The sequence below is a fragment of the Chitinophaga sp. MM2321 genome (assembly GCF_964033635.1).
GTDB lineage: Bacteria > Bacteroidota > Bacteroidia > Chitinophagales > Chitinophagaceae > Chitinophaga.
In genome coordinates, this window is sequence record NZ_OZ035533.1 from 3,855,907 (window position 1) to 3,872,649 (window position 16,743).

Sequence of the window (16,743 nt, forward strand, 5' to 3'; positions counted from 1 at the left end):
TCTTAGGGTACAATAATCTTCCAGGCTTCCTTGGCATTTACCTTACCGGCGCCGCCTTCTTCCACAGGCGCTACGGAGGTAGGTGTTAAAGGATTCGACGGCGGACAGGTTTCTGTTAAAGGAAATTCCATCGGCCGGGTACGTATCGTATTACGTAGTGCCAGTTTTATATCGGCTACTGTCTGATGTGGTTTTTTCTGCAACATGAGTGCTACTACGCCGGCAATATGCGGGGATGCCATGCTGGTACCACTCATAGCAACATAACCACCTCCGTTTTTACGGGTAACAAAAGAAGCGGTAGCCATTGGCTCCGGTGCTATGTTGTAACTGGCCGCAGAAAAGATCTGGAAACCAGGTGCAGCCAGATCGGGTTTGGCAGCCAATACGCCGGCGCCGGAATAATCTACCAGGGGACCATGAGAAGAAAAGCAGGCCATGTGATCGTTGTTATCATCATAGGCTGCCACCGTGATCACGCTGGGGGTACCACCCGGAGAGCCTACCGTATTCAGGTCCGTCACATTTATAGGCGCTGCCGTGGTAATAGAAGGGTCCAGCTGAAATCCAAAACCATCGCCCTGCCCGCACCATACATGGATCTCTGCGCCGGCGGGACCTGTAAGGCGTACAGTGTAGACGCCGGTGCGGTGCATATCAGCATGCGGGGTAATGTTTATATTGATATGTCTGCGTTCCAGCGGGCTGCCATTACGCAATACATTCGTAGGCGAATGTTTGATGGTGAAAGTTTTATTGGTATCGTATGTCTGTGTAAAAGCCGCTGCATTCAACGCTGCTCCCGGCGATGGCTTGAAAGCCGCTGCACCCGGTACTTTGAGGGCAACTTTTAATCCTGCCACCGTATCGCGGTACCAGAAATTAAGGTCTTCATCTTCTGTATTGCTGACCATTGTACAGGTATCATACACCTGTCGTACCGTGCGGTTGTCATAGAATTCAAAAGGCACATCTATGGTACCACCGGCTGGCATTGTAATGATGGCATGCTGCCGGCCAAAGGAACTGTTGCCCGCAGAGAACACAGCAATTTTTCCGGTGGCAGCGGCAAAAGTATTTTCCAGGAAAGACTCTTCACCGATAGCAGTTCCATCATCCACGAGGCCGTCATGCGGACCTGTATCACTGCCGAAACTACAGTTAATAACAACCGGTTTGTCACCCGCTACATTCAGTACATAAGAGATCGCATCTTTAAAGCGTTGCAACCAGTTGGTTCCGGCTGGTTCCACCTCCGGCGACAAAAGTTTTACAACCACCAGGGAAGCCTTTGGCGCCACGCCGGAAAACTCAAAGCGCGGACTGGAATGATTTTGTTTTTGTTTGCCATTACCGGCAGCGATGCCGGCCACATGTGTGCCATGGCCTGCACAGTCACGGGTACGCACGGTATGTGAAAATGAGGGCGAAGAAAGTGCATGATTGATGGCAGCATCATCGTATTCCACGCCGTAAGTAGTAGCGCCGGGAGGCGTCAGCAACGCCGCAGCCGGGGAATGCTCTCCTGCAATAGGTGTCATCCCCTGATCCCAGATGCGCAGTATCCGTGTTTGACTGGAGTTCTCTTTCAGGAAGGCTTCATGCCGGATATCGATACCGGTATCAATAATCCCTACTATCACGCCATCTCCTGTCATCCCTGCATACACGCCGGTAGCCTGCACAACAGACCACACACAATCGGTGCCGGCGGTAGTGCCTCTTGCCATAATCTCCAGTACACTGGTATCAATACTTGATTTTTTCCGGGTACCATATACCAGTTTCACTACATCCGGATGATTGGACAGATCCGGCAACTGGTCAAAACGCACCATGCCGTTTGCTACGCCGGCTCCTTCTCTTGACCGTATGCTAAAACCCGCTGCTGCTATAGCATCCAGGTCTCCGGTGTATTGGAGGGTAAGGAAAATATCGGTTGCACCCTGTCGTAAAACAGGATGTATCCATTGACCGGGCACACGGCCGGTTTCTTTAAGATGCAGATAGTTACTGTAAATAGCGGTTAGTTCATTATCGAACTTTGACCAGATAGGCTCCATCATTTATTTTTTACTTCGTAAAGAGAATAAAAGATTCCACCGGTAACATACCATCCGGCAATACCGCGCCTATGCATGGTTGCATGCATGTATCAGCTTTCCAAAAAAAATAGTGGTCTTGCCGGTAACAGCAAAAACCTTACACTATGTTACATAGCCGGATCATTTGTGTGATATTATTTTTATAAATGGTTTTGGGGTAAAAATGCTGATTCGTATTACCTGCGACCTACCGGAATACCGGCACATCACAACTTCTGGGGTGTCAATAAAATAAAAATACAGGATCGATATTTCGGAAAATTCAGTTTGTGCTTCTTGCTTTTAATTGAGGTTACTTCACACTAACTGGAAGTAAATTAATTTAATTATCTGAGATTATCAACAGCTTTAAAATATTTTGTTTGATAACAAAGTACGTCCGTTTTCATGGTACTTATTTCTTCCATATATTATTGAGCGGCGTAGCATCCATATACAGGTTGCCATCCAGCTTAATAGTGGCTACCTGCCGGGATACGGGCACGGTAAGCGTCACCTGCCGCGCATTATTTTTCCACACAGCAGGCGTATGATGTACACTTTCCCTTGTACTATCCGTATAAGTGAGCACCACATCAAAAGGAATGGCGAAACCGCCTGTGTTTTTCACTACTATCTGTGCTTTGCTGCCTTTGAGTTGCACATTTACCAGCGCCAGATCTATATAATAATTGCTGAAGAACCAGTTATTCCAGTACCAATCCAGGTTTTGTTTCGCAGCGGTATTAAAGGAATAGAAAAAGTCCCAGGGGATAGGATGTTTGCCATGCCAGTTGTTCATATATACATGCAGGCATTTTCTGAAAAGCGCATCACCCAGCAAGTCTTTCAACCCAAGATAAGCCAATGAAGGTTTGCCATAGGCGTTGGAACTGTAGCCCATGCCACTCACCTGGTTGGACATGCTGATGATAGGCTGGTCCTCTTCTGCGGAAGGGTCATTGATATACTTGTTCACCCGGAATTGCTGATAAAAGGTATCTGCGGCTGCTTTCCCTTTTTCGGCAATACCCACCAGGTATTCAAAAGTGGTAGCCCAGCCTTCATCCATAAAAGCATAACGGCTTTCGTTGGTACCCATATAAAAAGGAAAATAAGTATGTGCTATTTCATGATCCTGCAACAGCTGCGCAAAACTCAGGTCATCTCCTACCGTTCCATCGTTCACCATCATTGGAAATTCCATATCCGCATAACCCTGAAAGGCGGTCATTACCGGAAAAGGATATGCTACCCCCGGCCATTGGAGGGAAAACCAGTTCAACGCATTTCTTGAAAAATCCACGGAATGATGAAAGTCGACCGCCGTATCATTATAGGCAGCCTGTACACTGGCCCTGCGACTGGTGGTGCTGTCTACCATCACGCTGGAAGCGTCCCATACATAATGATCACTCAGCCCGTAGGTCACATCTGCAATATGTGTAGCTGCAAACTTCCAGGTATTCCATTCCTGTTGCTTTGTAACTTTCTGTTGCTGCATCTCTTCTTTTGTAGCAATATGCACAAGTGTATCTGCTGTATAAGAATTTTTCAGGCGGGCAGCAATGGAAGGCTGCAATACTGCTGCAGCGTTTAATAAAGTGCCGGTTCCCCACACCACATAATTCTTTGGTACTTTCACCGCGACGGTATAGTCATTAAAGTCACTGTAAAATTCCACCCTGCCGGTATGTTCAATTTCATCCCAGCCATTGTAATCATCATACACAGATATACGCGGATAACAATACGCCAGGAAAAAGGTAGTGCTGTCGATCATCCCTTCCCTTCCGCTGAGTACAGACATATCATAATGCCAGCTGATCTGTAGCTGCATACTGTCTTTAGACAACAATGGTTCCGGCAGTTTTATATTGGCTACGGTGCCGGTGTTGTTATCAAAGGCTACTGTTTTCCCATTGATGAGCAGGGTATCGATCGTTACCCCATCTGTCAGAAAATCTTTGCTCATATAACCGGAACGGGGCGACTGTGGTTTATGCACGTTGCAGATCAGCCTGAGAATGATATTCCGCAGCACATCGGGGCTATTGTTGGTATAAGTAATTGATTCCACGCCATCGATCCTCCTGGAAGGCGGGTTAGCAGTGATTTGTATATCATAACGTCCTTTGTTCTGCCAATAATTTTTCCCAGGCATCCCGTTTTTGTCGCGCGTTGCTTTGTCGTATGCCTGCACAATATTGCGGGGCATGTACAATTGCTGGGCCGCGGTTGTTCCGGTAACCAGACAAAACAGGATCAGACAGTAAAAAAAGTTCCTCATGATATTTTTATTAACCGCGATAAAAGTAGGGAAAATATCCTTTTTGTACTGCTCACTTAGCTATTACAGGCATAATGATTGTAGCATTTCCTATAAAACTGTATCATGCATGACTTCCATATCAACTACAACAACCGTCAGATTACGGTTACCCCGCAAGGGCCTGATTCCTTCCTGGTACGGCTGCCTGACAGGAATATAGAGCTGGAACTGAGAGAAGATAATGAAGGAGCCGATCACTGGTTTGAAAAGGGGAGCGATAACGAAACCGCCGAAACAGCGGCCTTGGGTGTGGCCATAGAAATGGTGCTTGATAAAGAGTCGCCGTTGGATAATTAGCAGAAAGGGAGATATCAAACAGGGCTGGCTTAATGGCCGGCCCTGTTCACTTTTAAGACAGGTTGTAAAAACGTGCGCAGTTTGATCCCCACAATTTTTCTTTGTCTGCAACAGGTAGGTGCGATGTACACTGCTCCAATATTTCCACCACCTGCGCATAGGATGCCCCTACCAGGCATACCGGCCAGTCACTTCCAAACATAACACGGTCGGCCCCAAAGATATCCAGCACAATATTCACATATGCTGTAAAGTCAGATAATTGCCAATGCTGCCAATCTGCTTCTGTTACCAATCCGGCCATTTTGCAACTCACATTATCATATTTTGCAAATGCCCGCAGATCAGTTTCCCACGCTCCTATCAGCTGATCTTTGATGAGCGGTTTTGCTAAATGATCGATCACAAACCGCTGCCCCGGAAATCTTTTTACAAAGGCTTCTGCATATTGCAGGTGTTTTGGATAGATCAGGATATCGTAGGTGAAATTATATTTTGCCAACAGGGAGATCCCGTGACAAAAATCATCTCTCAACAAAAAATTATCCGCTGGTTCGGCCTGTACTATATGACGGAATCCTTTCAACTTTTTGAACTGTGAAAAATATTGCAAACGCTCCGCTATATTTTCCGCGCAGAAATCAACCCATCCCACTACCCCGTGAATAAAATCATATTGTGCGGCCAGTTCCAGTAAATAATGGGTTTCCTGCTCACTTTGATCTGCCTGCACCGCAACGCAGGCACCTATCCCGTTTTGTATTAATAGCGGCTGCACATCTTCCGGTGAAAAATCATTTTTGATCACCGACATATTATCTGTAATCCAGGCATCTTTCACCGGATGATATTTCCAGAAATGCTGGTGACTATCTATTTTCATCATGACAATAAAATTAAATAACGTACTTATGGCTGACAGGAAGGGCCGATAGGCTCAAATGTTTTGTATCCCAATACAAATTCCTGGTGACCTAACCTTTCCGAACAGGAGCGATCACCGGTAGCAAGCCCCAGGATCTTATGATAGATCTCTTCGCCCACTTCCGCTAAGGATGCTTCGTTGTTAAGGATTTTACCGGCGTTGACATCCATATCATCCTGCATCCGGTGGAATGTTTCGGGATTAGCGCACACTTTTATAACGGGTGAAATAGCCGAACCGACTACCGAACCACGACCCGTTGTAAACAATACACAATGAGCGCCCGAAGCGATCAGTTCTGCAATTTCAGAACTGTCATTAGGATTGGGAAATCCAAAACGGGGATCTCCGTCCGGTACAATATCCATTAAATACAATCCGCGTCGCCGGGGAATATCGCCAGGCTTAATCATGCCTGAAATAGGAGAAGCACCTGTTTTACAATAGGCACCCATTGATTTTTCTTCGAGGGTTGTGAGGCCACCCTCGGCATTCCCCGGCGCGAAGCTACCATGGCCCATGATGGTATAATACTTAGCGGCCTTGTTCACTGATCTTTTTAATGCTATTGCCAGTTCGGGTGTGATGGCCCTGCTGCTCATGATTTCTTCCAATCCGATCATCTCCCCTGTATTTTCAAAAATGGCGGTTCCCCCTTTGGCTACGATGGTATCGAATGCTTTACCTACGGCAGGATTTGAAGTAATACCGCTGGTAGCATCGCTGCCACCGCATACTACGCCTACCACCAATTCGGAAGCATCTATGGGTACCGTTGGCGTTTTGTTTATTTCCTCCAGGGAGGAAGCAACGAATGCGATGCCATCGTCAATTGATTTTTTGGTACCGCCGGTAAGCTGGATACCAATTAATTTTACCGGCCTTCCGCTGGCGGCAATGTTTTCGTACAGGCGTGTACGGTTAAAGCTCTCACAACCCAGCGAAACCAGCAACACCGCACCCACATTGGGATGCGTACACAGTGCATTCATCATCTTATCCGCATATGCATTGGGGTAGCATCCACCAAAACCGATGAGGTGTACCGGCTGATCGCGGAACTGCATGGTAATTTCCCGCGACACATGATGCGCACATTCCACCAGGTATGCCACCACTACAATGTTTCGGATACCTTTGCGTCCATCGTTGCGGAGATAGGCTTTTAAGTTATGCTGATGTAATGAATTCATGATCTAATGTATAAGTGGATATATAATCGCTTTTCATGTTGTGCAAATGAATGTGTGCACCCAATGCAATATCTTCCGTTGCAGAACCAATAGGGACGCCGAATTTGATTATTTTATCTCCCTTCAACAAATCCTTCGCTGCAATTTTATGCCCCAGGCCGAGCGGCTTATCAAATATTATTTTAAGCCCTCCGATATACTGGTCATCACCCGGCAGGATACTGCTGCTGATGACCAGTACATTATCTGCCGGATTAATCTGTATCAATTTATTCATGGCCGTAAAATTTATAACGGTGTAACAATTTCAGGTGTAGCAGCTACCCTTGCTGTTCTGATTTTACTGCCCCATGCAGCAAAATAGCCGATAAACAGGTAAGAAGGCAGGCATACCAGGTAGGCCAGCTGGTGCGATGCCACATCTGCCACATAACCGAATAACAGCGGCAGCAATGCGCCGCCTACAATACCTGTTACGAGAAAAGATGATCCTGTTTTTGTAAACCTCCCCAGATCGGCCAGGGCAAGTGGGAAGATAGCCGGCCACAATAATGCATTGGTAACGCCCAGCACCCCTACCAGGTAAATGGAGATGGCTGGCGGAAACAGTACAATCGACAGCGTGATCACAACACCCAATATTGTACTTAATATCAGTGCCTTGTGCTGACTTAAATACCTGGGAATAAATGATACGCCCACCAGGTAACCTATCACCATCCCGGCAGAAACGTACCAGACATAATGTTGCGGCGATGGCAACTTCAATATGGCCGCATAATCATTGATGGAACCCAGTGCAATGATCTCCACACCTACATCAAAAAATATCGCTACAATACCGAGCAGTAAATGCGGGAATTGAAAGATACTTGTTTTGGAGTTGGCGTATACAGACACGATGGTATCTTCGCTGGTTTCATCTTCACCAATGGCTTTTATTTCCGGCAGCGGAGAGAAAAAAGCAAAGATTCCCATCACAATCAGTAAGCCGGTGATGATATAAAACGGGATAATTACATCGGTCAACCGGATATTGGCGAGGTCCATAAACCTGGCCAGGATCAGCGAAGCGCCGGCAAAGGCCAGTTTATCGGCAATGCCCATCATACAGATACGGCTTGCTGCGCTTTCAGGACTACCCAGGATCGTTACATAAGAATTGATGGCGCCGGTGAGTAAAGTTTGTCCCATTCCCACCACAAACAAAGCGACGAGGAACAGTAAAAAACTTACGATTTGTGCAGCATACCCGATGACAAAAAATCCTGCTGCAATGAGCAGGAAAGCAACTGTAATCCCACCTTTGTAACCTACTTTTTTGATGATGGCGCCCGAAGGAACACCAAAAACAACATAAGCTGAAAAGGTGGCCGTCATGATCAGGTATGACATGGCGGTAGAGATATTAAATGCTTCCTGTACAAAAGGAATAAAGAATGCATTTATCCCGATTGAAAAGCCCAGTACGGCATACATGGTACCGATGATGAGCATCGGTACAACTAACTTTTTTCTGTTATTGTTCATATTGGACCCATCTTATTTGCCGGATGATGTTATTTACCAAGGATTGTCCGCATATCGCGCAGGATGATTTCTCTTGCGCGGTTGCCATAATCCATCGATGCTTTTTTGGCCGTTTGTGCGTACCAGTTATCTTCAGAAAACCGGGTCATATCAACGCCCTCCGGGCAGAAGGCCATCATCAGGGATGTCTCCTGTTCACCGGCATGATCCACGGGGAATTCAGCCTGCGCTGTTGCACTTACCAGCGGGTGGATCTGAATCCAGTTGAAAGGATTATCACCGGCCCCGTGATTGTCGTAATAACTGGCGGCATCTTTACTACCCCACCAGCCTTCACCACGCTGATTTCCCAGGAAGGCAAATGTTTCCTGCCGGGCGGCGAGTTTAAAAGCCAGGTCTGTAGGCATGCCGGCAGCAAAGTTTTCCGATTGGTGATGTACAAATACATGCACATTGCGGAAGCCTATCCGCAGCAAGTTGTAAAACAACTGCCGCGCAAATGACTGGAGTACCGTTGCATCCACATGCACCGTGCCGTTGCGCTCCGGCGCCTCGACGGCAAAACTGCTGGCACCATAATAGAACGGCGGCATAATGACCAGCGGAAATTCCTTTTCGAGCATTTCAAGTGCACGTACTACCAGTAGCGTATCCACACCGGTGTTCAGGTGTTCGCTGTGGTATTCCAGTACGCCGAGCGCAAGCACCACAGGTGTATTATTATCTATTGCTTCCCTGATCTGATGAGGGAACATCATTTCATAACGCATAATCTTTTTTTATTTCAGGCAGCCAGCGATCCAGCAAGTCCCTGCAGTTAATTACTTTTTCTACCAGGTCAATGGGTGTATAGAAGTAGTGATTGGTGGCTTCAAATCCCAATCGCGGGTCCTGTCCCTGCAAAACGTTCATCCGTTTGGCGAGGGTTATTTCCCTACGCAGGAGTTGTCCCAGGGTCGCTACTGCTTGCAACTTCGTTGGCTTATCCATGGCGGCCAGCCCGTCGCGGGTATTGATAAACTTCACCTGGTTCACGATGCTGCTGTAATGAATGGCCACTGTTTCCGCGATGTTGCATTCATCGGTGAGTGCTTTGCGTTCATCTCCTGTCAGCTTTAACGAGCGGGTTTGTTTACGCAGTGCGGCCAATGCCGTGTTGAAGCCCTGTACTACTTTATCCAGTTGCCCGGTAAATACATCTGCCGGATAATTGCTGATCCAGCTTTTCACATCATCATAAGGGATACCCACCATGGTGGCATGGTAGCCGGTTGGTTTTTCCCAAAGCAGATTGGAAGGACCAGTTTGTAACGGCGCCGAATACACGACGTTGACGTTGTATGGAAATTCGCTGAATGCTTTACTAAAGGTGCGCCATGCTGCTACAACGGCAGGACCGGCCTTACCGAAGCGGCGGTTTGCTACCAGCTCCATGGCCTGCAAGGCAGAGAGTTCCTGGTTGCTGCCAATAGCAGCCACCACTTCCAGGTTAGGGGAAGGATGTCCGCCCAAGGTCCAGCCGAGCATTAACCCATCAACTTTAGCAGTACGCAGATTGACAGCATGCTGCGCTACATTTTCCAGTGCGGGAATATAAGGCACTGCGCCAAGCTCCCAGGTAGTACCTGCCTGTATTTTGGCAATGGTTTTCAGCCCATGCTTACGGGCGATCCCCCAATGACGCGATGCACGCGGGCCTGGGCCTACTGCTGAAATAGAATATTCGCCTACACGGTTCTTAACGCCGCCGCGGTTAATGTCCAGGTCCCATTCACTCACACTCATCAATGCCGTTTCTGTGGGCAGCGCCGGAATAATCTCTTCCGCCCAACCGTTTGCCCAGCCCCAGTCCCAGGCGATAAGCTGCGGAACGGCCGTTGTCTTATCAGGGGCATTACTGATGCCTTTACGGATCCCTTTCAGATAAAGACTGTTGAGCTCTGCAATCACCGCAGCAGGACCACGTTTACTACAACGGGGACAATCCGCTCCTTTGCCGTGCGACCAGCAGTTAGTAGGATTTTCAGAAGCGGTGATAGAGAAGAATCCGGCGAGGTCTGGGATACGTGCTGTAATGGTGGCCAATGAATCCACGAGGTATTGCTGCACCTGCGGGTGGCTGGTACACAACGCTGCGTGATCGCCAACAGTAACGCCTTTTAAGTCGGGATACTTTTCAAAAAAACGTAAGGGAAGTACCCGCGGCTCATTCAGGTAGAGATAAATACCTATACCGTGTTGCTTTGCACGGGCCACCAGTTTCTTTAAGTTTTCGAGCCGTTGCTCCCAATGTTCACTTACGGTAGGGTCCCAGGGAAACGGTGTTAGCTTGCTGAGTACAATATGCATCCAGGTGCCGTCCATGCCCGATGCTGCCATACGGTCGAGATAACCATTTGGATACGGATCAATTTCAGGCTCCAGTAAAGGATCACCGAAGAGTGCAAAATAGGCATAGCCAAAACGCGGTGAGAAACCGGAAGTAAGCGGCGCTGTTTTAGCCGGTGGAGCAGACAACTCCTTTACAAAACTAAACAAAGGCTTTTCCTGCGCCGGAAACCCTGCGGGAAACTCTTCTTTCAGCACGCGGGCCACCCACTGTTCCCGCTCCTTTGTTTTTGCGTCAATGGCCCTGTAACGGATCTTTTCGCAATCGGGTTTTATACTTCCTAACTTGATATAAAAGAAATCATCTTCCTGCAAGGTGAAGGTGAGTTTTTCATCTGTCCATTCCAGTAATTCCAGTAACTGTTCCCTGGGCAACAGGTGCCAGTTACGCCGGATGATAGAGAGGTAGCTGCGCTGTTGCTGGTCTGCCGGTATGGGTTGGGGTGAAGGTAAACCGATTGCCTTCCCCAATGCAAAGATCTCATCGGTGTTTGCACCTGCCACCTTTGCTATCCGTTCCAGTGGTACCAGGTTCCAGTTACGCCATAAAAAAGCGTGCAGTTTATCAGGAAAATGCGGGAAAGCCACTGCTGGCCTCCCCACTGTTTTTCTTACTATACCTGCAAGTCCTGTTTGACTCATGAAGAGCCAGCCAGCAGTAAATAATGTACCGGAAACCAGGAATCTCCGGCGGGATAATGCTTTTGATATATCGTCCTTCATAATCTAAAAAGTTCCTACAGGTTAAAACGGCTGTTTATTTCCATCCCGGGTTCTGTGTGAGATTTTTATTCTTTGACCGCTCACTCTGCGGGATCGGCATAAAGTACATCCGTTCTGTGAATACATTCGGTTGTGGATCTACATGATGATACTCGTATGTAAATGTGTTACTGCCAGTTTTGGTGATATAAACACCGGTGCCGTATTTCCCATTTAGTACAGTAGTAGCCATTTTCCATCTTCTTAAATCCCAGTATCTTTTCTTTTCAAAACACAGCTCAATATAGCGTTCATTCCGGATCAGGTCACGCATGGTTTGTTTGTTCAGGGTTCCGGCAACAAGATCCGTGGTAATACCAGCCCGTTTGCGCACCTCGTTCACCGCGTCATAAACAGCAGCATCGGGGCTTCCCAGGAATTCATTCTGCGCCTCCGCAAAGTTTAGCAGCACCTCCGCATAGCGAAGTTCAATCCAGGGTTGTGCACTTCCGGTACTTCCGGTATAGATTGTATTTTCAGGATCAGTCGCTTTACGTGTATAGTAGCCCGTTATCGTATTGTAGATGACGTTTTCCGGAGAAGCATCATAATCACGGCCACCTTTATAGGTTTCCAGTGTGATCTCCTTTACGGGAGGGCCACTGCTGGTACCTTTCACTTTTGATCCGTTGAAAGCGATGAAAGCATAAAAGCGGTCATCTCTTCCTACATAAGGATTCAGCGGATCATATCCCGAAGTGGCGTCTGTGATCGCCTTCCCGTTTTTCATAGGGAAAGCATCTACCAGTTCCTGTAATGGGGAGAGCTGTCCCGCATTATTATTGGCCAGGACCAGCGGCCTTAGTCCGGCATCCCAGCTATGTTGTTTTTCGGGCAACCGGTACTGGATTTCAAAAATGGCTTCGGCATTTGCGCCCTTTTCCAGCCACAAGGTGTTCAGGTTTGCAAAAAGACTATACTTTTTTGCATCGATGATTTCCTTGTTTGCTTTTGCTGCGCTTTCCCATTTTTTTGCATCGTTGCTTTCATTGTAGAGCGGGCTGGCAGCGTATAGCAACACCCTTCCCTTTAAAGCCATGGCAGCACCTTTACTGGCCTTTCCCCTTACAGCTTCAACCGGCAGTTCACTAATGGCCTGATCCAGTTCCTTTACAATAAAATCAAAACATTCCTGCAACGTATTACGGCTTACCAACAAATCATCGTTCAAACTTTGCGGTTTGTCGATAATGGGAACCTCGCCATATCTTTTTACCATATCGAAGTATAGAAAAGCTCTCAGGAACTGCGCTTCTCCTTTCATCCTTTGTTTTTCGTCATCACTTACTGCGGCCTGATCAACACCAGCCAGGAATTCATTCGCCCTTCTTACGGCATCATACGCCCAGAAGCTGATCGGGTTCGTCACTTCATCCCACTGACCGATGAGGATCTGATTAGGAGCGTCACCCGGATAATTACATCTTCCTTCATCTGTAATATTATCCTGTGTATTGGAGTATTCGTAACCGGGTCTGTCGTTATACAACCTGTTTAAAAACATTTCCACGAGTTTCGGGTCCTTCCATACTTCTTCCCCCGAAATGGCCTTGGGATTGGTGGGGTCGAGGAACTTTGAACTACAGGAGAGCAAGCACAAGGCCGCAAAGCTTATAATAATATATTTCATGATTTTTTGCTGATTTAGAATGACACGTTAACGCCTATATTAATATTCCTCTGCTGGGGATAGTAGCTACCATTCCCGGTTTCCACTTCAGGGTCGAACTCTTTCAACTGACTCCAGGTAAACAGGTTATAGCCCGCTGCATACACTCTCAGTGTCTGCATGTTTTTACGTTTCAGCCAGTTGCCATTAAAATTATAGCCGATGTCTACTGATTTCAACCGGGCATAACCCGCTTTCTTTAACCAGAAATCTGAATTACGATCATTCATCAATCTTTTATCCACCCAGGCCAAAGGATATTTTGCATCCGGGTTTGCGGGCGACCAGGAGTCTGCCAGGTACGCGAAATTGTTGCTGGAACCTCCGTTCTGGTACATGATCCGGCCGGAACCACTGAGCATAATATTACGCTGTGCAGCTCCCTGGATCAGGAAATTCAGATCAAAGTTTTTCCACGCGATACCGCCGGACAATCCATACATCATTCTCGGCGTATTGGTGAAGTCTGATAATACGCGCTGATCATTCAATGTAATTTCCTTATCTCCATCTACATCCGCATATTTGATATCTCCGGCCAGTGATTTTTGTCCAAACTGTGTACCACCATACCACTCGTCTGCTTCCTGCTGACTTCTGAACAGGCCCAGGGCGGCATATCCTGCCTGATAGCCAATAGGACGGCTCAGCTGTTTCTGAAAGTCAAGTGCGCTGGAAGGATCATCTATCTGTGTTACTTTATTCACTGCATAGCTGGCGGTAAATCTTACATTATAATGGAAGCTGTTGATTTGTTGCTGATGGGTCAGCGTTAATTCAAATCCTTTGCTTTTAACCTTTGCATAGTTTTCATTGGGAAGGGCTCTTCCAAAGGTACCGGGAACAGAGCGGTCGCGCGACCAAAGCACATCCCTGGTTTCCCGGAAGAAATAATCAAACTCAAGTCCTAACATGGAATTGAAAAAGTTTGCATCCAGACCAATGTTGGTATTATCCTGTTTTTCCCAGGTAATACCGGGGTTAGGATACACCCCATATTGCACATAAGGCGCCGCCAGCCCGTTAAAGATAGGTCCCGACCCTGCAACGATAGAATAGGCATCACTAAACTGGAATGCATCCACCCGGTCATTACCGATCAATCCTTTAGACGCCCTTATTTTCAGGTTGTTCATAAAACGCATGGCCGTTGAGTTTTTGAAGAAGGATTCCTCTGAAACTCTCCATCCTGCTGAAAATGCGGGGAACAAACCAAACCGGCTGTCTTTAGGGAAGCGATAAGATCCATCATACCTGAAAGTGGCTTCAAACAAGTACCGGCTGTCGAATGCATAATTCAACCGGCCTACGATACTTCTTCTTGCATCATTTATAATACCACTTCCATCAATGGTTTGATTGGCTGGTCCGCTCGCAAAAAATTCATCCTTAACATTGGTGGCGAAATCCTCTTTGCGGGCAGTGAAAGTACTTCCTTTCGATCCAAACTGCTCGTATAACAGTAACCCACCTACGTCATGTTTCTTAAACTGTTTAGCATAGTTTAATGAAAGGTTCAGCGTGTGATTGTCGATGCCTTCGTACACTTGCGACAGGGATGTTTTACCGCCTACTACTTTGGTATTTATTATATTTCCGGCGTCATCCTCATCATACATGGTATAGGGTGTATTAAAGGATTTGTTTAACAGGGTTTGCTTATAATAAGAACCTGTTCCGCGGATGGAAAGACCGTCTACAAACAACAGTTTCTGTTCAAAGAACAGGGTTCCCTGGAAGATATTGTATACTTTGTTGCCATAGCCGGAAGACCTGATCATTTCTATGGGATGGGAACCGGTTGAGTTAAAAGCGCGTCCATCAGGATAGTAAGCAGGGCGTACAGGGTTTACATTGATCACGCGGTTGAAGATGTCATTCGCATCCCATCCCGGTGTGTTGGAGTTTTCCTGTCTTCCATCAATATTTAACCCGATGTTGAGGCTCTTTGTAATTTTAGCATCTACGTTTGCACGGAGATTATATCTTTTGAAGTTGATGTTATCGTACATACCGTCCTGGTCCAGGTAACCGAGGGACATAAAGTAGCGGATGGCTTCTGTTCCACCATTGATGGAAAGATTATGCTGCATCTGCATACTATTCTTTTTAAATGTTTCTTTGTACCAGTCGGTGATACCGGGGCGGAATTTCTCCAGGTCGGCAGCAGAGTAGAAAAGCCCTGCCTGGCTTGGATTAGCAGGATCGTATCCCTGGTTTTTGAGCGCATCATTTCTAACCGATGCAAATTCATAGGAAGACATCAGTTTCGGATATTGTGTAGCACTTTGCGATCCGGCCATGCCTGTATAGGTAATGGTTGGCTTGCCTGTTTTTCCTCTTTTTGTGGTGATGAGGAATACGCCGTTGGACGCCCTGGCGCCATACACGGCTGCTGCTGATGCATCTTTCAGCACAGAAATACTGGCTACTTCATTGGGATCGATATTGCCAAAACCATCTGTGCGGATAATACCATCTACCACTACCAGCGGACTGTTATCATTCAGTGTACTCAGGCCCCTGATCTGTATGGTAGAACCACTGCCGGGACGACCATTACTATTCACCGCGATTACGCCGGGCATTCTGCCGCCCAGTGCATTGGTGAGATTACTGGTGGGTGTTTTCTTTAGTTCCGATCCGGAAATAGTAGCCACCGAACCGGTAAGGTTTATTTTCTTCTGTGTACCATAACCCACCACCACTACTTCATCCGCGCTTTTAATTTCAGGTGTCAGTACAACCGTCAGGAATGTTTCGTTGCCGATAGGAATCTCCCGGGTTACAAACCCGATAAAACTAAACACCAGTATATCTTTGGTAGAAGTAGCATTCACTGTAAAGTTTCCTTTTGCGTCGGTATGAGCGCCGTAGCTTTGGCCCTTTCCCCGGATCGTTACCCCTTCAACCGGCTCACCTTTGTCATCCGTGACGCGACCTGAAATCGTGATAGGTGGCTTGGGAGCGACCACTATATTATCGGAAGCAGCTATCCGTGGTTTTATAACAACCGTTTTATCAATAATAGTCCAGGTAACGGGTTGGTCTTTCAAACACGCTTCCAGCGCCTCTTCCAGGCTACTGCCCTTTACATCAACATCCACCCTGGAAGTTCGTTGCAGTGTTTCATTCGTGTACAGAAAATCGTACCCGCTTTGTTTTTTTAATTCACTGAACACTTTTTTAAGCGGGGTATTTTTCTGCGACAAGGTAATTCTCTGGGAGAATCCTTTGGCGCTTACCTGCAAAAAGGCTACGGTTAATAAAATAGAAGTCAACTTCATGACAAGCATAATTTTACTTCGTGGAAAACATCTTTCGCACGCCTCTCTGAATATAGCCGGGAGGCGTTTTCTGGTTGATAAAATCCCTGGGACAGGAGAGATTTTTACATGATAATCAAATTGCATAGATTTGCAGTGTTTGGGTTTGCGTGATCAATCGTTTTTTAACAGGAACTTGTTGGTGCGCGAATTAACCCGAATATTTTGCCAGGGGCGCTTGGACCCGCTCCTGGTTTTTTTTGGTTAATATGCTGCTGTTGTTACGGTCCTTTTTTC

Annotated in this window: 11 protein-coding genes; 1 reads left to right on the top strand and 10 read right to left on the bottom strand. The window is 46.9% G+C overall.

Annotated elements, in window-relative coordinates:
* Window positions 1–2: 2 nt before the first annotated feature.
* Together ABQ275_RS14920 and ABQ275_RS14925 are read right to left on the bottom strand one after the other, a co-directional pair.
* A complete protein-coding gene (locus tag ABQ275_RS14920) occupies window positions 3–2,066 on the bottom strand; it encodes a S8 family serine peptidase (protein ID WP_349313942.1) in 2,064 nt (687 codons plus the stop codon).
* Window positions 2,067–2,499: 433 nt separating this feature from the next.
* Window positions 2,500–4,374: a M1 family metallopeptidase gene (locus ABQ275_RS14925; protein ID WP_349313943.1), complete on the bottom strand. Its 1,875-nt coding sequence runs from the start codon at window positions 4,372–4,374 to the stop codon at window positions 2,500–2,502.
* A gap of 105 nt (window positions 4,375–4,479) precedes the next feature.
* Between ABQ275_RS14925 and ABQ275_RS14930 the strand changes: the two genes are divergently transcribed.
* Complete coding sequence (locus ABQ275_RS14930; RefSeq protein ID WP_349313944.1) at window positions 4,480–4,713, top strand: hypothetical protein; 234 nt, start codon at window positions 4,480–4,482, stop codon at window positions 4,711–4,713.
* A 52-nt stretch (window positions 4,714–4,765) separates the two neighbouring features.
* Here ABQ275_RS14930 and ABQ275_RS14935 read toward each other — a convergent pair whose 3' ends face one another.
* The 8 genes from ABQ275_RS14935 to ABQ275_RS14970 are packed head-to-tail and all read right to left on the bottom strand — an operon-like array spanning window position 4,766 to window position 16,467.
* The gene (locus ABQ275_RS14935; RefSeq protein ID WP_349313945.1) at window positions 4,766–5,599 is read right to left on the bottom strand and encodes an amidohydrolase family protein; all 834 of its coding nucleotides are present in this window, start codon (window positions 5,597–5,599) and stop codon (window positions 4,766–4,768) included.
* A 23-nt stretch (window positions 5,600–5,622) separates the two neighbouring features.
* On the bottom strand, window positions 5,623–6,831 hold the full coding sequence (locus ABQ275_RS14940) for a UxaA family hydrolase (RefSeq protein ID WP_349313946.1): 1,209 nt from the start codon (window positions 6,829–6,831) through the stop codon (window positions 5,623–5,625).
* A complete protein-coding gene (locus ABQ275_RS14945; RefSeq protein ID WP_349313947.1) occupies window positions 6,809–7,108 on the bottom strand; it encodes a UxaA family hydrolase in 300 nt (99 codons plus the stop codon). The genes ABQ275_RS14940 and ABQ275_RS14945 overlap by 23 nt, the downstream gene beginning before the upstream one ends.
* Window positions 7,109–7,119: 11 nt before the next feature.
* Window positions 7,120–8,361, bottom strand: coding sequence for a glucose/galactose MFS transporter (gene gluP, locus ABQ275_RS14950; RefSeq protein WP_349313948.1), 1,242 nt, complete (start codon window positions 8,359–8,361; stop codon window positions 7,120–7,122).
* A 29-nt stretch (window positions 8,362–8,390) separates the two neighbouring features.
* Window positions 8,391–9,131, bottom strand: a complete 741-nt coding sequence (locus tag ABQ275_RS14955; protein ID WP_349313949.1) for a creatininase family protein — start codon at window positions 9,129–9,131, stop codon at window positions 8,391–8,393.
* Window positions 9,121–11,472: a hypothetical protein gene (locus ABQ275_RS14960; protein WP_349313950.1), complete on the bottom strand. Its 2,352-nt coding sequence runs from the start codon at window positions 11,470–11,472 to the stop codon at window positions 9,121–9,123. The genes ABQ275_RS14955 and ABQ275_RS14960 overlap by 11 nt, the downstream gene beginning before the upstream one ends.
* 34 nt (window positions 11,473–11,506) lie before the next feature.
* A complete protein-coding gene (locus ABQ275_RS14965; protein ID WP_349313951.1) occupies window positions 11,507–13,141 on the bottom strand; it encodes a RagB/SusD family nutrient uptake outer membrane protein in 1,635 nt (544 codons plus the stop codon).
* 14 nt (window positions 13,142–13,155) lie between these two features.
* Window positions 13,156–16,467, bottom strand: a complete 3,312-nt coding sequence (locus ABQ275_RS14970; protein ID WP_349313952.1) for a TonB-dependent receptor — start codon at window positions 16,465–16,467, stop codon at window positions 13,156–13,158.
* Window positions 16,468–16,743: the final 276 nt, after the last annotated feature.